Origin of the sequence: Mycobacterium sp. E1715, assembly GCF_001667625.1 — a bacterium.
GTDB lineage: Bacteria > Actinomycetota > Actinomycetes > Mycobacteriales > Mycobacteriaceae > Mycobacterium.
Genome location: NZ_LZJJ01000176.1, coordinates 1 through 20,154, shown reverse-complemented (window position 1 = coordinate 20,154; position 20,154 = coordinate 1). Strand labels below are relative to the sequence as shown.

Below are 20,154 nucleotides of genomic sequence, written 5' to 3'. Positions count from 1 at the left end.
ACCGCCCCTTGCGGTATGACCGACGAGTGCAAGCGGATCTAGCGCTGCTCAAGCGGTTCGGACAATCTGGCGAAGGTTGGCTGGTCGCTGACTCCATGCGTTCGGTTGAAGAGAACGTTGCGGTCGAGGTACAGGAACCCCTGCAGGAGGTGGAACGTGCAGCGGATTAAACATGACCTTCGCCAGATTGTCCGAACCGCTTGAGCAGCGCTAGATCCGCTTGCACTCGTCGGTCATACCGCAAGGGGCTGTCCTCTTTTCGTGCGATCTGAGCCCGGAGATCCCATTCACGCAGGAGGCGGTTGACTTGTTCCCTTGTATCTCCTTCCTCGATCGCGTCAGACCGTCTGACATACTCAAGGAAGCGTGTGACTAACTCGTTGACCGCCGTGCGCATGCGGTCATCGTTGAGGTCCAAGACCCCGGCGGACGCGTCGTCGGCAAATATCTGGAAGGAATGTCGCAGCAGCGCAACGAGAGCGCCCGCGAGCGACCGATCGCGGGACGACAGCGACCAAGGCGTCACACTCGTGGGCTCGACGCTTCGATACAGGGCTTCGTGATAGCTGCGGAAGGTCTCGAAATGTGATCGGTCTCGTGCCCGGTTAGAGCGGAAAAGCGTGACAACAATTCCCTTGTTGGCGCCACGTCCGACCCGGCTAGTTGCCTGGATGTACTCCGCTGTCGTCTTCGGTTGCCCGACCATCAGCATCAGTGCCAGTCGCGGTATGTCAATGCCAACCGAGAGCATATTTGATGACAGCACCACGTCGATCGCCTCGGACGATTTGTCGACGCGAATGCCGAGCTCTCGCAAGTCGTTCGGAAGTTCCTCAGGCCCACGGCGACTTGTTAATTCAAGTACTCGACTGGCTCGTACGCGTCGTAGCGGGATTTTCAGACGCTCCGCGCGCGTTTCGAGACGGCCATTCACGTCGTCGACAATGAGGGTTCCCGAGCGGCCAAGTTCACGAAGGCTGTTGTGGTACATGACGAGTGTCCAATAACCGTCGCGAGTAACCACCGCTTGGGGTTCGCCTGCGAGCACTGCTGGCAGCTCGACTAAAGGTGCCGTCGATGCGACTAAGGCGGATGCCTGCGACACCGACTGCGGCATTAGCCCGACGTACAAACGCCCTTCTCCGTTTTCAACAGGGCGTGAGAAGAACGTCTTGTCGTCGTCGAGGCCTGGTGGAGGGTACAGCGCAACGCGCCGACCATATAAACCTTCGACTTGTTCTGCTGCGGCACGGATCGTCGCCGTCGATGCGATGACCTTCGGACTCGAACCGCTCTTGCTCAGAAGAAGTTGAATCACGGCGTCGAAGACAGCGACGGTTGTGCCCAACGGGCCGGACAGCAAGTGCAACTCGTCCTGGATGATGATGGAAGGTTGACGATAGGAAGTGTTGAGGCCAAGGAGTCTGCCTGCTTCCGGTTTGAACTGAAGCCGCGCGAATTTGTCTACAGTCGCTAAGAGTATCGTCGGCGGTTGGTCGTATAGGACGTTGTCGATGACGGATAGTGGGAGTTCAGCGTTGAAAGCGCAATTCTCATTAGTACAATGAATGACCAAATCGCGTCCGGCGAAACGGAATCCGTATCGCCGGCGATCGTCTGTCCGCTTGGTGGGTACCAGTGCGGTCTCACACCACGGGCAGCTTTCTACATGGAAACCGTTCGCTTCCTCAGGGCGCGCCGCTTTATGCAGTCGCTCGAGCGCCTTCTCCGCTTCGCCCAATGTGGCCGGTGTTACTTCATTTCCTACCCACAGGCCGATAGAGAACCGCGCCATACCCTTTGCACGTGGATCTGAATTTCGCAACAGTTCCATCGCACAGACCAGGGCGGCGGTGCGCTGAAACTGTTGAGTCGTAAGTAGTCGAAGAGTGTACCTAGTGATCACCGCGGTGCCCGCGCCATTAACGCCGTGCGCAAGTCGACGGCGGAAAATTTCTATTGCCGCGAGACCAAGGTAGGCCTCCGTCTTTCCGCCGCCAGTCGGAAACCAGATGAGATCGACGAGTTCGCGATCCGGATGACCTTCATCGACTGTGGATGCGAGCGAAACGAGCAGGAAACCCAGTTGGAAAGGCCGCCATTCCGGTTCGTCTGGACCGTCGCCGCGATTGAGGGTTGCTTGGCGCAGCTGAAGACGCATCGCGGCCATACCAAGGGCGAATGCCTCGCGCAGCTGTTGCTGGTCAGGATCGCGCAGGAGGTCGACGGTCGCCTCCATACGCCGAACCGCGATTCGTGAACGCTCTACGATGGTGCGCGCGATCGCGAGCTGGTCTCCGAATCCGTCAACCCTTGCTTCTTGCCTTGAGACCCACGAAGAGAACTGGCGCACAAATGCGTCGAGGGCGGGCAGCACTTCTTCGGGAGCACTGTCGATGCGACATAGAACCGCGAGCCGAAGCGCGCGTGCCTCTTCGCTCCCCTCGTCGAACCCCGTGGTTTCGACGGCCGGAACTACGAAAGCCGGTACCGGAGTGAGAAATACCTGCCCGCATTTATCCGATTCGACAATCCAATCGGCGGCCATACCGTGCCCCACGGCGTAGACTTTGCGGTTCCTGTATCGGAGACGGAGTTCAGCCGATTCTGCGTCGACGTCGAAGGTTCGCGCAGTGTCGTACTCGAGAATCGCACCATCGCCTGCGGGCTTGACCGCGAGGCCGACTTGGAAGAGCATCCGTGAGATATCGAGCTTGTCGTCGCCTGTAGTACGCGTGGTTAGGCGCACATGAACCGTTACCAGGTAAGCATCACCGTATTTCCGCCAACGAGAACCGATTTCGAATGGAACGGCGCCCGCCATGAGCTGATAAAGGGGTTTCTCCCGGCTGATTTCGAGGTCCTGGAACTCGACGGGGCTGCGGCGCCAACGTGGAGGCCCCTCGTCGGAGATCGGGCTGTAAGTCCCGCCGGAGAAGTGGCAGATGACGGATGACGAATCGGTGACGAACGAGATTGCCACGGACGAGGGCCGCCAATCCTCGGCCAGCGGCACGGTAGCACCAGCCTCCTCGACATCACCCTCTTGCACAGCATTCTCGAGGATTTCGGCAGCTTCACCAGGGATCGCAGGTTTAACTGCTTCCGATTCGTAGGGGAACAACATGCCCACCGAGTATTGGAGATGAGGCCGATTGAAGATTACCTCATCCGGGCCTCCTTCTGGCCCGATATAAGCTGCTTGTACGTGTACGAGCGCCGTCCTCTGCGCTTCGGTGAGTGTCATTTCAACCCGCCTCGGTGTCGAGCGAGTTCTTGAAGGCGCTTCTTGTCTTCATGCGTAGCGAGGATATGTAGACCGACGCGGGCACGTGTGACGGCAACGTAGAAGGCCGCGATCCCCGCGTCGTCGAAGTTTGGCGGCAAGTCACAGACGATTACATACTCGGCCTCAAAGCCTTTCGCGAATCTCGGGCTTGTTATCGTGATATCGTCGTGTGTCGACTTCGGTGGCGATTCAGAACTCGCACTGATGATCCAGATGGCTGGACGGCGCACGCCGTCGTCGATCATACCGCGGGCTATGTCGGCGGCCTCATTTACGTCCGCCGCTCCGTTCGTCCAATGCCACTGAATTCGATCACCGTAGACAATTCCCGGGTCTCCGACGTCTGCGCCCAGGTATTCCTGCACCACATGGACAATCGCCTTTGTGTTGCGCACATTGCGATTCAGGTCAAAAGTAAGCGCCTCACCGGATACGAGTTCGTAGACATCTTGGTCGAAGCGTCCATCGACATGCGCCTGATTGTTCGGATCAAGGAACATGCGCCAGCGTCCAGCAGAGCGGCCTCCGGCGACGACAGTCTCGAGCCGATCCATCGCTTCCACCGTCATAAGGTCCTGTGCCTCATCGATGAGGACAACATCCCATACCGAGTCCATAGGCAGGCGATCAAACGGCATGACGTCGATCTGCCTGCCGGCGACGAGCGGCTCGAAAAACCGAGCAAGGTCAGGAGAATGGAATGTGATCACTACTGACCGCTCCGCGGCTGCCTCTTGCTTGGCTGCCTCAGCCAATACCATGGACTTGCCGGTCCCCGCGCCACCGAGAACCATCACGCGTTGGTTACGGGCGAGAGACGCCAGCACTCGGGCTTGCTCCTCCGTCGCCCGATTCTGCTCCTCGAGGACAGCGCCGCGTTGAGCGTCGATCACGGGCATGAGAGTGAAGTGGCCAAAAAGGCGCTCACGAAGGTCTTTAACGCTCGCGCGCTTCGTGCTTGCCGACGGCTTCCTGCTGTTAGCAGCAAGAGTGTCCAGAGCGCCAGCCAGACCGGCGGCACTCATATCACCCGTCGCAAGCCAATGGGTCGGCTTCCATTCGACCGAATGCGGAGGAGACTCAATATCGGGTGTGATCACGATCGCCTCGTGTGCGTACCAACCGATCCCCTCTTCGTGGAGAATGTCGTTCAGCGCGTACATAGCAGAACGCGACTGCTCCATCGGCGATTCGTGGAGCTTATGCCAGTCACCGTGGCGGTCAACGGAATACCAGGTTCCCTCGTATCTTTTGACACCACCGCCCTTCACTTCGATCAAGATCACAACGCCGCGCCAGAGGACCACAAAGTCTGCCTCAGCTTGTTGCTTACTCGGATGTGAGCGAAGCTTGACCGAGTGAAAAGCCACGGCGTCGGCCGGGCCGTCGATCGATTTGAGGAGTCGAGCGACGAGACGCTCTGCGTCGCTGCCTGCATACCTGATGACATCGGGAAGGTCCGGAACGAGGATCACGCGTGTTGCTCTTTCCAAAGGTCCTCGTACTCGCGAAATCCCAGAAGCTTATTGATGTCACCGAAGTTGTCCGCCATGTCGACGATGAGGCATTCCTCCTTGCCACCGTTCCTTGGCCCGCGAAGTCCGCGGCCGGCCATCTGGATGTACGCGTTCGGGCTGAAAGTCGGTCGCGCAATGTATAGCGCACGTACACCAGGTGCATCGAACCCCTGAACGAGCAAGTCACAGTTGGCCAAAACACGGATCTTGCCCTGCTTGAACTTGTCAATGACATCGCGACGCCTCTGACGCCCTGTCTGCCCACTGACGGACTCCGCCTCCAAATCGCGGTAGCGGAGCGTCGCCGCGAGCACTTGCGCAGAAAGAACGCTGGGGGTGAATACCAGCACGGGCCAGTCATGGTCCAGAGACATAATGTGTTTAACCAAAATTGACATTCGCGCATGATCCTGACCTATACGGTCGAGGACGGTTTGGTTGATGCGCCGCCGCTCCTTCACTTCAGTGCGTTCGGCTACCGTGAGGTTAACGTCGACTCCCTTGAGCACCTCATGACGGACTTTGGCCAGAAAACCTTGATCGGCAAGTTCCTGATAAGGGTTTGTCTCGAAGGCCTGGATTTTGCGGTTCCCGAAGCGGCTGGCGAGGCGGCGCGTCCCTTCTTCAGACGTACCTCTGAATGGCGTGGCGGACAAACCGACCAGTGGTCGTGCCCAGCCGCGACCTGCAATCCCAAGCCACGTCAGAAGACGTGTGTATCGCTCAGAGTCACCGGCCCGATGGCCCTCGTCTACGATGACGGCGCACGGCTCCCTTAGCCACTCGTACTCTGGACTCCCGGCCACGCTGTCCAGCATTGCGTCCGTAGCGACGATGGCGCTGAATTCTGTATCCGGCTCGTGCACGATGTTGCCGTCCCACAGGCGCCCGACTGTCAGCGCACGCTCATCGCCTAGACCTCGCCACACAGTGCTCCACGTCTGGACCGCCTGCTCGCAAAGCTCTTGTGACTGAGCAATCCACAACGCGTGGCCCTTCAAGCCGCCTTCGATGAAAAGGCGCAAAACGGTTTCGGTGGCGACGCGTGTCTTGCCTGAGCCGGTGGGAAGCTCAACCATGGCCTTGCCTGCACGGCCGTCGCTATCACGCACCGTGAGCACATCGCGTAGCTCACGACTGATCGGTTTCTGAAAATCATGCAGATCGCTTAGGTTGACTTTGCCCGGAACGATGAACTCGGCATCCTGATGCTCGGCGCGACGGCCTGCGTATTCGCTACTGAAACCCATCTTCCGCAACCACGAGATGGTTGGTGCCCCGCCAGCCCACGCTGTCGGGACGTCCGGAAAACCCTCGCGGATAAAGAGCTCGCGTAACTGCTTGATCGAATCCGAACCGTAGACAGTGAGGTAGAGCTCGGCGACAGAAGTCGATCCGTCTACCAACTCCTGAGCTTCAAGCGCCTGCCAGAGCCCCTTTGGGAGTTCGTCTCGCAAATCATCGTCACCGAAGTAAATCTCCAGCCGTTCCACGTCCGTAGCGGCGGCATTCGCTTCCTGCCGAAGCTGCTCCAGCCGATGGTCCAGACCGGCCTTGCGAACATTCATCAGCTCCGCATTGGTCAACCGGAGGCTGAAGGCCTCATTCAAACTCGCGAGGACATGCTCCCCGTCCAGGGCGCTCTGCACGAAAAGGTTCAACCCGTCGAGGTGCCAGTCGAGCGATTGGTCTTCGACGCCATCCTGGGTCGTCACACGCTTGGTCACCATCGCGGCGCGCGTGAGCAAGGCGTTCGCCAGGGTGGTCTCCGCGAGAGTGCCTCGCAAACCGGTGAACACGTCAAGGACGCGTTCGCTTGCCTGCTCTCCTTCTATAAGCATCGAAAATGCAAAGGTATCTTCGAATCTCTGACATCCCACGACTTCGACGAGTTCATCGGCCCGCTCTTGGGTCGCTTGCAAGAAGGGCCGCTGCCGCGACGTGAGGAAATCACGCTGATCATCCGACACCGCAACGTAAACCGAACTAGGAGAGCGTGATTCGACGGTACGCCCAATTCTCGCGGGGATGCTCCGGGGGTGAGATCCGGGGTAGGCGATTCGGCTCGCAGTCACAATGAAATCAGTCAGCACATCGTCGCTGATAGTCGTCGGCAGCAACTCGGTAGCGAGCGCCTCCCTGAGAATCTGGGCGGGTACGTCCTTGAGTTCATCCGGCAGCCTGAGAATGTCGGCGATCTGCCCGGGGCCAATGAACAATGGGAGGAGGTCGCGATACTGGACAAGCGAAGGCGCGGTTACTTCATGTGGCCGCCGGTATCCTCGAGATGAGTTCACGATGCCGGCTTTGTTGACCGCCCACCGAACTGGCGATGCCACGCGATAATTCACACCGGAATCGGTGTCCTCGCAATCCCAGTCGGCGTCGCCGAAGGCAAGCAACCCTCGTGTCCACGTCTCCCGAAGACCTAGCGAGGCGGCTGAGTCTTGCAGGATGAACAGCATCGAGAACGGTCCTGGCGACTTGTCTCGGCCAGGATAGAGAGTCACTCTTTCTACAGGACGCTCGCCGGGACCCAGAGACGCATTGAGTGTCTCCACAACCCATGCGTAATAATGATTGTGAAGGGGCTCGTCTTCGAAGTCGTACTTGGCCACTGGCTCACGGATCACGCCGAGCGAGTAGGCAATCTGGGGGACGCAACGCTGATGGTCCAGGAGCATTGATGCGCGTTCCCCCGTCAACGGCTCGTCCAGATCGATCACCTGCTTCGGCCATGCCCAGCCGCCGTCGCGCGTTGGCACTTTAACTGCCGCATGGGGATGCCTCTTGAGCATGTCGATAGCGTCCCGAATCGGTACACCCAAGACTGCATCCCAGAACTTAGCCAGCTCGTCATCTTCTGATGTTGCCGAGAGCTGGGCGATGCGCGCGCGGAGAATTGCAGTGGGGTCGAGATTGCGGAAACCAGCGTCTCGTAAGAGTCTTTCGATCCCAGGCTGAGCTAGCAACCGCGAATCAACGAATGCTGCCCCTTCGATCGTGACGCCTTCCTCCTGTTGAAGAAAGACGACGTTTCTGTCCTTCAGCGTACGCATACCTTCCGTTGTGGGAAGGACTTTCGCCTCTTCGACGCCAGGAACGCGTCGGTGGCCCAAGGCGAACTTAAGTGCTTCTGCCGCTGAAGTGATGTCGTCCCCCTCGGCCCACTCTCGCAACCAACTACGGATACCTCGCTTGGGCAGCAACTCCAAAGCGCGCCTCATGTCCCGTCCCTCCTCTTCGAAGAGGTCGGGGTCCACACTGACGGCGAACAGTTGCCGGAGACGTGTGAACCGCTGGGCCGAGCTGTAGCACCGCCAGTGCGGAACGTCATCACCTGTGTTCGCGGACGCGATCCATTGGCGGTGCGTGGCCTCGTTAACGTCGGCTAGATCAATTTCGAAATCGAGCGGGCGCAGCTCAGCCGCGCTCACCAGCTTCCCGCTCACGCCAGGAATCAGTGGTGTCTCGGTTGAGAGTTGTGGGATAAGACTGCAGAGATGACGATCTCCAAACGATCGCTCCTCCCGCCCGCGAGCCGGTAGGTAGTCGAGAAGAGCGGCCGGATCTTCCGACGTGCTCACGCGAGGTAGGACATCGACAAATATCTCGCCCAGTGTTCGCAGTATCTCGCGGTTGTAGTCGTTCCGAAGCAGAGTGGTTCGATCGTCATTGACACTCCAAGGCGCATTGAAAAGCGCCGACGCAGAGGTGGTATCGAGCAGAGGAAAGTAGGACCAGAATTGTCCGACTCTCTGCTGAGCATGCCGAACGGGTACCGCGACAGTAACTTTGACTTGGGCGCGCGAAACAGCCTCGCCCACTTCTTGGCGTGCCGCAGCCGAAGGAGAATGCATCCTGTCCTGGACGATCCATTCATCGCCATTGCCGTCAGGACGCTCGATCTTTAGAAGGCCACTCCCCAAGTCGCGGGAGACATGGCTTGTATCCAACCCTTCGTCGCCAAGAACGCGTAACTTGACCTCGCGGACAGTGCTGACGAAGAGCAGGAACTTAGAGTCAAACTTCTCCATTTCGGTACGAAGCCGGCGGAGATTTGTTGCGTGGGGCAATTTGATAACGGTCACTGCCCAATCTGCGAGCTCGGCGAGGATTGGATCGGCCGCGAAATGTTCGTGTGGATGGATCAGCGTAGGCGTGCGAAGAACCGGATATTTCTTGCTGCGAGCGCCAACCTCGTCGATGGCCGCGCGCGCCTCCCGAGAATTGAATTCGAAAGACACCGACCGACTGAAGATTTGAGGTGCATCCGTAACGGCAAGAACTGACTTGAATCCCAGCCCGAACCGCCCGATCTCATCGCCGCGTTTGCTGCTCAAATAAGCATGCATAAGGGCTACAAGCCCATTCTTGGAAAACGGCCGTCCCGCATTAGCGCAGTAGAGCGCATTGCGGTCGACGTCGAGCACAATCTCGACCCGGCCTGCGTTTTTTGCGGCACCCTCGTCGCTTATGCCTGACATAGCGTCCGCAGCGTTTTGTACCAGCTCTAGCAGTGTACGGTTCGCATACCCACCGACTCGGATCGATTCTTCGAGGTTGGCGTGTTCGGAGATTAGGTGCGGGTTGGCGCGATACGAGGCAACGGCCCTAGCGAACTGATCCTCCACCTCCTTGATGAGGCCAGCGTCAGGAGTCCATGCGTCCCCCGCTCGTGCTGTCTTCGCAGTCATCCTCAACCTCCCCGAAGATGCAAGTTGGCCTCGACGCGAGGCCCGGCGCCAGTACCGCGCGCTACCCAGGGGTCCGATGCGCCCGACCCGCGCTGTCGTTCGTCACAGTAGGTGGCAATCCGACATCGCATCGGGCGTTCGCCACGATAGGTGACCCTCCGACATCACATACGGGTTGAGCTATCCCCCCCGACACCGTGGATACCCCACACCATGGATAGCAGAACACGCTGACCCTGGTAAGCGAAAGAACCCGATCGTGCCGAACACGATTGAAGCTCTCGCCAGGCTGTCGGCGGCGTGGGACGAACCGGCACCTCATCGCTTACGCGACCTGATCCACTGGAGTCCGTCCCGCCTGGAGAAGTAGTTGCCATTACCCAGCCGCGTCGGCACGATCTCCCAGCGCATCACGGCGTAGTGGATCATTCGCCGAGTCACCGGCAGGTCCTGCTCATAGTGAAGATATTCAAATAGCTGCTGTTCAGTCATGTTGGGGAGGTCCAGATTTCCCATGCCCATGCTGTTGGCGACAGCGTGGTTGATCAGGTCGCGGATGATCTGCGCGAGCTGATCGGCCGTGTCAGTCATGATGATCGCCAGATTCGCTGCATTGCGTTGCGGTCCAACCAATCAGAGGAGCTATCTAAGCGCAGTTGTCGCAGATGCCAGTCGCCGGGAGAACCGTGTTGCATCCGGCACAAATCTTTCGGCAGCTGATCCCGCTTGGCTTGCGCCCGCTTGTAGTCCCGAGGCGCCCTTACTCGGGGCGTCAGTGTCGGCTTTCCACCGTCGGGCGGGAGTTCCGCGCCGAAAAATTTGTAGCATTCAAGGCGGGCTAGTGCGGCGTGATCGTCCAGAGCGTCAAGATCGTCGGGTACCGGCTCGCCGGCGACTTCGAGGACTTCACGGTAGCCGGCGCCGACTGTCCCTTCCGCGTGCACGACTAGGGACGTGAGGGGTGGCAAACCTTCCTTCGCACACTTCGCCACGAGCGGACCAAGCAACCTCCCAAGCCAATAGAGCTGGGCGTCATACCGAATACCCGTGGCTTCCTTGACTTTCTGAGCCAACTCTTTGTAAGTGATGACGGCGTTGTAGACCTTTGCCGTCCTGACTAGCTCGTCGAATGCGACAGGCAGAAACACATCAATCGCCGCGTCGAGCGACAGGTAGTTACCGTCTTCGTCATAAGGCACAAGTTTCCCCTCCCCTGCCCGGGCTCAACCATCGCACATCGATTCAACAACTGATTCGCAGACTGCCGCCTGAGCCTTCATGCTGTAACAGAGAGGGTGCCCAATCATGCAACGAGCTATGCAATGCCAACCTCGTCGCCGGAGACTACCGCGGATGCTGTGGCTGCTGAGAAGAGTAATCGCCCTTTACTCGGCAGCGGCGTCCTCTTGTCGGATGCCGTCAAGCCAGCGGTCAAGTGTTGCCCCCTCGAGTTCCCTGGCAATCAGAATCCGCGCTATGTCGCCGCCAGAAACCAGAACAACTGGATGACCGTCTTCGATAAGTTCCTTTTGCACGCCTATATCGAAATGCGATGTGGTGACGAATACTCCGAAGTCTCGATGTTTGATGCGGGAAATCAGGCGCATCATTTCCCTGACCCCGATAGCCTTCTTCCAGTGCTTGGCCTCAGCGCAAATGTCCAGCGAAATCAAATGATCGTCGTGTCCCACTCTGTACTTACCTACAACATCCCGTCCCCCGTCAACCACCTTGCGGGTCACTTCAAGGTCGAAAAATTTCGGATCCATCAGTCGCAGCAGCGCCTTGGTGAAATATTCGAACTGCCGATCGCTGAGAGAACGCACCGCCTCCAGTGCCTTCTCCTCCCGTTCCTTACGTGGCGGCCTGGGAAGCTGGTCGGCTTTCTTGCGGGGTACACGAGCAGGTGGTGTCGTCAACGGATCGTACTTGCCGGTCTCGACCCACTTTGCGAACGCAGGAGGACAACTCTTGGCCTTGGCTGGCGAGGCGCCTAACACGATCTCTTCCAGCCAGGAATACGGCACCGATTCCGCCTTCAAGATTGTGAACACGGCCCGGTAGTTCTGAAACCGTTCGTTGCCTTTGCGCCGCCAGACCGCCACGAGGTCTTCCAAGTTTGAGAGGCCCTCTGCACCGGGAACGGCGAGGCCCAAGAAACGCATATAGCTGCCGCCAACACCCACGTAGCTCTCGAAGCAGAGGAAGGGGCAGATGGCTTCGCGGTCGCCGTCATGCCGCAGCTCGAACGCCTTCTCAAGTAGCCGGTTGCCGCCGATAGGGGTTTTGTTGACTCTGTTGCCCGGTTTGCGATTATCGCCGTAGTAGGTGAACAGACCTGTCTCGCTATCCAGTGAATCCGGCCATTCCGGCTCACCGAAGTTTGTTACCAGCAGACAGAATCCACAATCTTCGATCGCGGTCGAGCCGTTCTTGAGGCTCTTAGGTCTGAAGCCCTGAGCGTTCGCGATGCCAACCCCGTCTGAGAAACGGAAGAAGCGGTTGAACTCATCGCGCGTGTCCTTCCAGTTGCTCAAGTTGCGATAGGAACCGTCGACGCGCAACTCGTCAGGGCGCTGAACTAGCCCGGCGTCCCCTGAGGTGTTCATGCGACGCAGCCTATCCCTGGTCCGTGGGGCACCACACTGAAGTCAGGCTACTGAATGCGCCGCTCTGAAAGAGCCGCTCACAAATAGATGAGTGCTATCGCGCGACAAGCGAGCTTTATCGTCGTTCACACCGGTGGCTCGGTACAGCGTCGAGCCGCTAATTGCCGAATCGCTCTCCGGTTCAAAAAATGTCGTGTTGGTTGGGCCTACTGGGGTCTCTGGCCGCGTCGGCCCGCTCGCGGAGGCAGCTTATGCAGACCCTGGTGCCGTCGCCTCGGATGAAAATGTTGTCGCCCACAAGTCGGTGGCGGCCGCTCGAGCAGAGGCGTTTTCGGACGCCGTGCCGGTGGGCATCATGCAGATTGTCGCTGTGGCTGCCGTACCGCAGGTTGGCGATCCAGAGGTTGGTCTTGTCGTCGTCGTCGTGCAGCACCACCTGGCCGGGCCGCGCGCCACCCAAGTAGGTCTCGCCCATCAGCCGGTGGACGGCGACCGTCCGCCCGCCCAAGCGCACGGAAGGGTATCGCCCCGACGCGACCAGGATGCGGCCGGTGCGGCGGTTGCGGACCCGGCCGAACGTGGAGACGTCGTAAGAGTCCTCGAAACCGCGCGCCGGGAGCCACAGCTCCGCGTCGAAATGCTCCACCTCTACGCCGCTGTAGAAAAGGATCGACCACCCCGCGGCGTGGCATCGATCACAGCAGCACTGCCCGGCAGGGACCGGCTGGCGGCACATGCCGCACCGCTGGGCTGCCATCTCCGGCTGGCCAAGTCTTTGGGCCTGGAAAGGGAGCTGGGCCATCAGGTCGCCGGCTCTGGGTCGGTGCGCTCGGCAATGTTCGGCGTCGCGGCGAGATGGCAGCGCTCGCAGAGTCCGCGGTCGATGGATGCCGCCGCCCACAATGGCACATCGCACACGGAGCAGTTCCCGGGCGGCGGTGTGTTTGCTCGGGCAGCGGCGAGCACACGCTTGACGTTGTCGGTGTAGCCGGGTGTCTCCGGCGTGGGCGCGCCAGGAGGCAGGTCCGGTTGCACATGCCTCTCGACGCGAGTCGGGGGTTGGAGTTCGTTTGCTGGCGGGTTGGAATTGGCGTGCGTCGGGTCCATCCCGTTGATCGGTGGGGTGAAACCCGCGGGGCGGTGAAGATTCGACGTTTCCCCAGGTCGGGTCTCGGCGTCCGGTGGTGTTGGGGTGGACGGCGTCCACCCTTGTCCATTCTTAGAATCCGCAGGTCGGGTGGGCTGGACAAGGGTGGATGGGGTGGACGCGGTATACCCCTCTCCGCGTTGCGTTGGCACCTTGAAGGCAGCGCCCTCGTCAATCAATTCGCTGATTGCTGGACCGAAGTAATCGCGGCGCAGATCCCCGCGCAGCTTGCCGTACAGATCGCTCTTGGTGATCACCTCGCCCGGGGACAACCTGGCGAGGTGCCCCGCGAGCGAACGCTTAACCCGATTGAGTTTGCCGTCCGACACGTATTCATCGTGCGCGATTGCGTCGGCGGCCCTGGCCAGCCGCTGCTGGCGGCGCTGCTCATCGGCGTCCCGCTGGATGCCGGCACGCGTCACCCGCGACGCCTGCATGAGGCGGCCCGCTATCTCCCAATCCTCTTCGGTCACTTCATCGCGCCCGGCGAGAACCATCAGGCCGCACGCCACTTTGAGGCGTGTCAGCAAGGCGTGGCCGTCGAGCGGGTCGACGCCAGCGCCGCGGTGATAGCCGACTTGGTGGCGGTCGATGGCCTCGCGGGCGACGTCGCAGACCTTGAGATCGATCAGGGCATCGCCTGCAGGGTCGGGAAATGGGATGGGAGGGATGACGCCAGGGCCCACCGCGACCGGCCGGTCTTCGGGCATATCAGGGTCACGGGTCGGCAGCCACACGAAACGTTGCGGCGTGCCGCCATCCGCGCCGGCCAGTAACACCTTGGCGCGCAGCGGCTGCACTCCCACGATGAGGCCGGCGCGGTAGGTCAGCGCCTCGACGCGGGTTTTGGTGTCTTTGTTCGCGTTGCTGAATCCCAGGCTTTCGCCCATGAACATTTTCCGCAGCTCGGCCTCTAGGGTCTGGCCGCGGCGGGCGAATAAGCCTGCGAGGGAGTCGATTTCGCTCGCTATAAAAAGCGCGGTGCGCTTGTCCTTGTCCATCTCCATCAGCGTGCGTGCGATGCCCTCGCCGCTGCCGGGCGAGAATTCGGGCGGGCGAGGGGCTGGATTAAGGTCCGGGTCCAGGTATTGGATGCAGTCGCGGCCGGCGGCCTCGCTTGCGCCCTTGCCCGCACCAGGTGGGCCGACGAGGGCGACGTTTAGGTTGATGGCGACCCTGCCTCCTATGGTGGGCGGGAGCACGACGTGCGGGGGGATTTGGCATGTTGCCCGTACTAGGGCGACGCCCAGCGTGGAGAGTGGGTTTGCCCTTCTCGATCGCGCGAAATCGCGGATGTGGGCGAGTTCTGGTCGCGCCCAGATATCGTCGTTCATGCGGTCACCGCCCGCTTCGTCCATGGGTGTGCGGCGGTGAAGTCGGCTCGTTCGCGGTGGCGGGTCGCGACCCGCGCCCAGTCCGCTGCTGCGGCGACCGCCTTCGCCGCCTCGGCCATTGCCGCCTGCTCCCAGCAGATGCCGTATGCCAGGCCCTCGGCCGCGTTGAGGACCCCGGCCAGCTTGTCGGGGTGGTCGTCGTGCAGGGCGCACCACGCGGGCGTGCCCAGCGCTGGTGCTGAGGTGTCCATCGCCCCGGTGCGCCGGCGTAGCCGGTTCAGATACTGGTGGACCGGATGCCAGGCGACCTGTTCGACCGTCATGCGTCGTCGAGGCCGGCGATGAAATCGCGGAGCGCCTGCTCTGGAATTAGTCTGCGCCGCCCAATTTTCACGGAACGTAGCTGCCCGGATGCCATCAGGGCGAAGACTGTGGACCGGCCTACCTTGAGCTTTTCCATGGCCTCGGGAATCTCGTTGAGCTTGGCGGGTCTGGCGGCGTCGTCCAGCAGGCGGGCGACCTCGTCCCGTAGTTGTTGGTCGGTGGTCATGCGATCCCTCAAATGTTTCCATAATGCGACAAGCCGCGTATCCTTGTAACCGTTATGGCGAGTCTACGCCGGGATACGCCGTAATGCGTATAGGTCCAATGAAAGGTGTCACTTTGCCGAAAACCGATGTGACTGCCAAGCAGTGGCAAAAGGAGCTGGCGGCGCGGACGGGCAGCGCGGTCCGGGAACGCCGAAAGGCTCTGGACCTCACGGCGGCCGGGCTGGCCGAACGCACCGCGGAGCTGGGGTATCCGGTATCGCGGGTCGCGATCGGAAAGATCGAAACCGGCCATCGCGAGGGCAAAATGGACCTGGCCGAATTGCTGGTTCTGGCGGCTGCGTTAGCAATCCCCCCGGTCATGCTGATCTACCCGGGCCTGCCACACGGCCCCGTCGAAGTGCTGCCTGGGTTGGAATGCGATTCAGTGGACGCCCTTGAGTGGTTCGTCGGCGACAGCCCCAAGCTGGCGTTCCGGATGACCGAACGGTTCGGGGTGTCGCAGCAGGAGGTTGTCGATGCCGGCGAGCCGCTGCTGCTGACGCGCGAGCTGAAGGGGATCGAGAGCGAGCTGGCGCGTGTGCGCGACCTACAGCAGCAGCTGGCCCATGATGCGGCGGCCCGCGAGGCTGATGAGTTGGACGGCGGAAGGTTCGCCCAAACCCTGAAGTCCGCGCTCGACGCGAACGAGAAGCTGCGTGTGCAGACCATCCGCCAGCTAAGGGCGCTGGGTCAGCCAGTGAGAGAAGAGGACCAATGAGACAGCAACTACCTCCGCAGATAACGAAAGTCACGACAACCGACCGCAAAACTGGGAAACCTGTTGTGCGATACCAACTTCGGACAGATGGCGGTGTGAACCCGGCGACCGGCAAGCGTCAGCAGGTTCGCCGCCGCTACAACACCGAGGCTGCAGCCCGCCGCGCTCTCGCCGCAATCGGTGACGAGGCGATCACTGGCCAGTTCGTCGCCCGCAAAACGGCCACCGTCGAGCAGGTCTGCGAGCAGTGGCTTGCTGGCCGCCACAATCTGCGGGCCAGCTCGCGCTCCAAGGTGGCCTACGACTTGGCGCCCCTGCGGGAGCGGCACGGGAACCTGCCGGTGCAGCGGCTCACCAAGCGTCATATCGACGAGCTGGTAGCCGATCTGCTCGCCGGCGGCACCAAGACGGCGAAGGGTCGGACCCGGCGCCCGTGGGGAGCCGACGCGGCGAACAAGGTCATTCAAACCATCGCCCAGGTGCTGGCCGACGCGCAGCGTCGTGGCCTGGTGGCCCGCAACGTCGCCGAGCATGTCGATCGCGTCAACCGGCCACACAAGGTGGTCGACACCTACACCGAGGACGAGGTTCAGCAGTTCCTCGCGGCGCTGGCCGATGACCGGCTCGGGCACGCATGGGAGCTGGCCCTGTCCGGGATGCGCCGGGGTGAGATCGCAGGATTGCGTTGGCAAGACGTCGACTTGGACGCTAGAACGCTGTCCATCGTGAACAACCGGGTGTCGGCCGGTGGCAAGGTCGTCGAGAACGATCCGAAGTCGGCCACGTCACGGAGGACGCTGCCGCTGCCCGATCGGCTCGTGGCGGTGTTGAAGGCGGCCAAGAAGCGGCAGGTGGCCGAGCGGCTGGCGCTGGGCGCGGCCTACCGGTCCGGGGCCTACGTGGTGTCCAACGAGATCGGCGACCCGTACTCACCGGCGGTACTGTCTCGGTACTGGCGGGAGGCCGTCGAGGCGGCCGGTCTGCGGCATATCAAGTTGCACGCCGCCAGGCACACCTGCGCCACGCTCATGCACTTGCACGGGGTGCCCGTCGCGGTGATCGCGGCGTGGATCGGTCACCGCGACGCCAGCCTGACGATGCGGATTTACACGCACGGCGGCCAGTTAGCTGCGCTGCAGGCGGCCGGAGCGAGTTTGGACCGAGTTGTGTCATCGTGTGTCACCGAGCCTCTTGCTCGAACACGACGCAAGGCATCGCCGCGGGTAAACGTGGAGCCGATGACGGGAATCGAACCCGCGTATTCAGCTTGGGAAGCTGATGTTCTGCCATTGAACTACATCGGCGCTGTCGACAACGAAGGCTAGCATCCGGCGGCGGATCCGTTGGGCGAGTAGGGCGGCCGCCAACGACCCGACCGCGGCCGTCGGCCCCGCCGCACAAATGCCCGCGGCCGCGGAAATGGCCGCTGTCCTGCAAATTCGAAGACGCGTGTTTATTATTCCGTGATCGTGTCGTAATGTGCCTGGGGTGGGTCGGCACAGATTAGCCAAGAAGCGGCGGAAGTCCCCGCTTGTCCTGGCAGCGGCGCTGGGCCCCGCCGCGGTGTTCTTCGCGGCGGCCGGAGACGTCGGCCCTTTCGTGCCGCGTCCCATCGCGCAACCCGTTATTGGCGACACTTCAGCGTGCTGCTTAGAAATCGTGCCGGCAAAGCCGGTGGGGATTGTGCTGGCGTCGGATGTGTCCCGCGGCGACGGCATGGATGCGCCCCTCGCGGCGTCCAGGTACCACACCCGATCCCGGTTCCTGCCGGCCGGGCTCGCCCCCGAGCAGGGCCTCCAGGTCAGAACCATCCAGGTCTCCCGCGCCATCACCGCAAAGTTCCCCCAGATCCACGAAATGGGCGGCGTGCGACCGGATCCGCTGCCCTGGCACCCGCTGGGATTGGCGATCGACGTAATGATCCCCAACCCGCAGAGCGCCGACGGCATCGCCCTGGGCGACGAGATCGTCGCGTACGTGATGCAGAACGCGCGGCGCTTCGGGATCCAGGACGCGATCTGGCGCGGCGTCTACTACACGCCGGGCGGGGCGCAGCCGAGCCGGCTCGGCCACTACGACCACGTCCACGTCACGACCACCGGCGGGGGCTACCCCAAGGGTGGGGAGATGTATCTGGCTGACTGACGGCCAGCGGCTAGGCTCGTCGCGTGCTGCTCTCCGATCGTGACCTCAGGGCCGAAATCACCGCCGGCCGATTGGGCATCGACCCCTACGACGCCACCCTGGTGCAGCCATCGAGCATCGACGTCCGCCTGGACTGCATGTTCCGCGTCTTCAACAACACCCGCTACACCCACATCGACCCGGCCAAGCAGCAGGACGAGCTGACCACGCTCGTCGAACCTGTCGAGGGTGAGCCGTTCGTGCTGCACCCCGGCGAATTCGTGCTCGGCTCCACGCTGGAGCTGTTCACCCTGCCCGAGGACCTCGCCGGCCGGCTGGAAGGCAAATCGTCGCTGGGCCGGCTGGGGCTGCTGACGCATTCGACCGCCGGCTTCATCGATCCGGGCTTCAGCGGCCACATCACGCTGGAGCTGTCCAACGTCGCCAACCTGCCGATCACGCTGTGGCCGGGCATGAAGATCGGTCAGCTGTGCATCCTGCGGTTGACCAGCCCGGCCGAACACCCTTACGGCAGTTCGCAAGTTGGGTCGAAGTACCAGGGCCAGCGCGGACCCACGCCGTCGCGCTCCTATCAGAACTTCATAAGGTCTACATAGGTTCTGCGGGCCTCCCGCGCCCCCTTTCTGCGCGATACTTAGTTAGCCATGGTTCTTTCCTCCGCCTAGCCGTGGTTCGTCTCGCAATACCTTTGGAGGGGTTGTCTTGGAAATCGTGCTCGGGGTGTCGATGGCACCGGCATCGATCCAAATGGTTGTCCTAGAGGGCGAATACGGCGACGGTGCCACCGTGGAAGAGGACGTCTTCGACGTCTCCGCCGCCGACGAGGCGGCCACCGCGAGCGCGTCCGACCAGGTGCTCGCCGCGATCCTGGGCACCCGGGAGGGCGCGGCCGACGCCGGGCTCGAGGTGTCGTCCATCGGCGTCACCTGGACCGACCAGTTCGAGGCGGCGGCGCTGCGCGACGCGCTGGCCGCCTACCGCATCGAGAACGTCATGTTGGTGTCCGCCTTTCTGGCGGCGACGGCGTTGGCCCAAAACGTCGGCGGCGCAATGGGTTACGAGCGAACCGCCGTGATGTTCGTGGAGCCCGACACCGCGACGCTGGCTGTCGTCGAGACTGCCGACGGCTCGATTCCCGACGTCTACAAGCAACCGATCTATGCCGATTCCTACGACCAGGCCGCCGCCCAGCTCGGCGGCATGATCGTCGGGCTGGAAAAGCTGGAGGCCGCGCCGGACGGCGTGCTGGTGGTCGGCTCGGGCGTCGACATCGCCCCGCTGAAGCCGGCGCTGCAGACGGCGACCTCCCTCGCGGTGAGCGTGCCGGAGGAGCCGGAGACGGCGCTGGCCCGCGGCGCCGCCCTGGCCTCGGCCAACGCGCCGCTGTTCGCCTCGTCGACCGCCGCGCTGGCATACGCCCAAGATCCGGGGACCGGTGCCGTCGACCAGTACTCGCTGCCCGAGTACCTCTATGTGCCGTTCGGGCCCGAGGCGGTCGACGACGAGCGGGCTTACAGCGCGGTACCGGACGAGGACGCGGACTCGCCGACCGTCGTCATCGAGAAGCTCTTCATGCCCGAAGAAAGCGAACCGCGGCGCCGGCCGGCCTTGCTGATCGGAAGCGGGTTGGCGGTCGCCGGCATCAGCGCGGTGCTGGCGCTCGAGATCGCGCTGGCGATCGGCATCCGCACGACCGGCACCGTCGCGCTGCAGCCCACCCCCGGGCAGCACCTGATCGTGCCGACGCAGGAGGCGCCTGCCCCCGTCGAGGCGTCGGCCCCGGCGGCGAAGCTCAACCTGCCCGAGCCGGTGGCGGCACCGAAGCCGATGACTCCGCAGTTCGCCGCGCCGCTGCCGGCGGCCCCTCCGCCGCCCGCGGCGCCGCCCATTCCCGCGGCCCCGGCTCCGGTGGTGCCGGTTCCCGTCGTGGTCCCCCCGATCGCGCCGGTGATCTTGCCCCCGATCCGCGTACCAGTTCCCAACCCGGTGCTGACGCCGCCGGTGATTGAGGGGCCGCCGCACGTGTCGGCCCCGCCACCTGTGCTGCCCCAACCGCCGGTGCACGTCCCCGAACCGCCGCAGACCGGCGGCACTGGGCCCCAGTGGCC

Annotated in this window: 14 protein-coding genes, 1 tRNA gene and 2 pseudogenes; 5 read left to right on the top strand and 12 right to left on the bottom strand. The window is 62.1% G+C overall.

Annotated elements, in window-relative coordinates; genetic code table 11:
* Positions 1-166: 166 nt before the first annotated feature.
* The 10 genes from A9X03_RS09790 to A9X03_RS09750 form a co-directional block, all read right to left on the bottom strand.
* A complete protein-coding gene (locus tag A9X03_RS09790; RefSeq protein WP_068260800.1) occupies positions 167-3,247 on the bottom strand; it encodes a helicase-related protein in 3,081 nt (1,026 codons plus the stop codon).
* A complete protein-coding gene (locus A9X03_RS09785; protein ID WP_068260797.1) occupies positions 3,244-4,764 on the bottom strand; it encodes a nuclease-related domain-containing DEAD/DEAH box helicase in 1,521 nt (506 codons plus the stop codon). The genes A9X03_RS09790 and A9X03_RS09785 overlap by 4 nt, the downstream gene beginning before the upstream one ends.
* The gene (locus A9X03_RS09780) at positions 4,761-9,440 is read right to left on the bottom strand and encodes a sacsin N-terminal ATP-binding-like domain-containing protein (RefSeq protein WP_197696048.1); all 4,680 of its coding nucleotides are present in this window, start codon (positions 9,438-9,440) and stop codon (positions 4,761-4,763) included. Before A9X03_RS09780 ends, A9X03_RS09785 begins: the two co-directional genes overlap by 4 nt.
* A 381-nt stretch (positions 9,441-9,821) precedes the next feature.
* Positions 9,822-10,094 (bottom strand): hypothetical protein, encoded by a 273-nt coding sequence (locus A9X03_RS09775; RefSeq protein ID WP_231975378.1) that lies wholly within the window; start codon positions 10,092-10,094, stop codon positions 9,822-9,824.
* Positions 10,091-10,702, bottom strand: coding sequence for a hypothetical protein (locus A9X03_RS29175; RefSeq protein ID WP_156746520.1), 612 nt, complete (start codon positions 10,700-10,702; stop codon positions 10,091-10,093). Before A9X03_RS29175 ends, A9X03_RS09775 begins: the two co-directional genes overlap by 4 nt.
* 186 nt (positions 10,703-10,888) lie before the next feature.
* The gene (locus A9X03_RS09770; protein WP_068260792.1) at positions 10,889-12,112 is read right to left on the bottom strand and encodes a restriction endonuclease; all 1,224 of its coding nucleotides are present in this window, start codon (positions 12,110-12,112) and stop codon (positions 10,889-10,891) included.
* Between the two features lie 181 nt (positions 12,113-12,293).
* Positions 12,294-12,758 (bottom strand): HNH endonuclease, encoded by a 465-nt coding sequence (locus A9X03_RS09765; protein WP_068260789.1) that lies wholly within the window; start codon positions 12,756-12,758, stop codon positions 12,294-12,296.
* Between the two features lie 155 nt (positions 12,759-12,913).
* A complete protein-coding gene (locus A9X03_RS09760; protein ID WP_156746519.1) occupies positions 12,914-14,593 on the bottom strand; it encodes a hypothetical protein in 1,680 nt (559 codons plus the stop codon).
* Positions 14,590-14,916 (bottom strand): DUF2742 domain-containing protein, encoded by a 327-nt coding sequence (locus tag A9X03_RS09755; protein ID WP_082974458.1) that lies wholly within the window; start codon positions 14,914-14,916, stop codon positions 14,590-14,592. The genes A9X03_RS09760 and A9X03_RS09755 overlap by 4 nt, the downstream gene beginning before the upstream one ends.
* Positions 14,913-15,143 (bottom strand): helix-turn-helix domain-containing protein, encoded by a 231-nt coding sequence (locus tag A9X03_RS09750; RefSeq protein WP_068260785.1) that lies wholly within the window; start codon positions 15,141-15,143, stop codon positions 14,913-14,915. The genes A9X03_RS09755 and A9X03_RS09750 overlap by 4 nt, the downstream gene beginning before the upstream one ends.
* A 113-nt stretch (positions 15,144-15,256) precedes the next feature.
* Between A9X03_RS09750 and A9X03_RS09745 the strand changes: the two genes are divergently transcribed.
* Positions 15,257-15,901, top strand: a complete 645-nt coding sequence (locus A9X03_RS09745) for a transcriptional regulator (protein ID WP_068260805.1) — start codon at positions 15,257-15,259, stop codon at positions 15,899-15,901.
* An 8-nt stretch (positions 15,902-15,909) separates the two neighbouring features.
* Here the strand turns inward: A9X03_RS09745 and A9X03_RS30175 are convergent, their stop codons facing one another.
* Positions 15,910-16,533, bottom strand: a complete 624-nt coding sequence (locus A9X03_RS30175; protein ID WP_231975377.1) for a hypothetical protein — start codon at positions 16,531-16,533, stop codon at positions 15,910-15,912.
* On the opposite strand from A9X03_RS30175, the pseudogene A9X03_RS30170 reads away from it, so the two are divergent.
* Positions 16,462-16,956 (top strand): annotated as a pseudogene (locus tag A9X03_RS30170) (site-specific integrase); the annotation flags it as partial. The gene A9X03_RS30175 and the pseudogene A9X03_RS30170 sit on opposite strands and share 72 nt — an antisense overlap.
* Positions 16,957-17,131: 175 nt before the next feature.
* Here A9X03_RS30170 and A9X03_RS09735 read toward each other — a convergent pair.
* A tRNA-Gly gene (locus A9X03_RS09735) sits at positions 17,132-17,205 on the bottom strand.
* A 184-nt stretch (positions 17,206-17,389) separates the two neighbouring features.
* Between A9X03_RS09735 and A9X03_RS09730 the strand changes: the two genes are divergently transcribed.
* From A9X03_RS09730 to A9X03_RS09720, 3 genes and pseudogenes are all read left to right on the top strand, one after another.
* Positions 17,390-18,046, top strand: a complete 657-nt coding sequence (locus tag A9X03_RS09730) for a hypothetical protein (protein ID WP_068260774.1) — start codon at positions 17,390-17,392, stop codon at positions 18,044-18,046.
* A gap of 23 nt (positions 18,047-18,069) precedes the next feature.
* Positions 18,070-18,642, top strand: a complete 573-nt coding sequence (dcd, locus tag A9X03_RS09725; protein ID WP_055400524.1) for a dCTP deaminase — start codon at positions 18,070-18,072, stop codon at positions 18,640-18,642.
* 106 nt (positions 18,643-18,748) lie between these two features.
* A pseudogene (locus tag A9X03_RS09720) lies at positions 18,749-20,154 on the top strand (hypothetical protein); the annotation flags it as partial.

Bases quoted from the DNA above. Each gene is read 5' to 3' on its own strand.
- A9X03_RS09790 (WP_068260800.1), bottom strand. From the start codon at position 3,247: ATGACACTCACCGAAGCGCAGAGGACGGCGCTCGTACACGTACAAGCA.
- A9X03_RS09755 (WP_082974458.1), bottom strand. From the start codon at position 14,916: ATGACGGTCGAACAGGTCGCCTGGCATCCGGTCCACCAGTATCTGAAC.
- A9X03_RS09770 (WP_068260792.1), bottom strand. From the start codon at position 12,112: ATGAACACCTCAGGGGACGCCGGGCTAGTTCAGCGCCCTGACGAGTTG.
- A9X03_RS09750 (WP_068260785.1), bottom strand. From the start codon at position 15,143: ATGACCACCGACCAACAACTACGGGACGAGGTCGCCCGCCTGCTGGAC.
- A9X03_RS09775 (WP_231975378.1), bottom strand. From the start codon at position 10,094: ATGACTGACACGGCCGATCAGCTCGCGCAGATCATCCGCGACCTGATC.
- A9X03_RS09760 (WP_156746519.1), bottom strand. From the start codon at position 14,593: ATGAACGACGATATCTGGGCGCGACCAGAACTCGCCCACATCCGCGAT.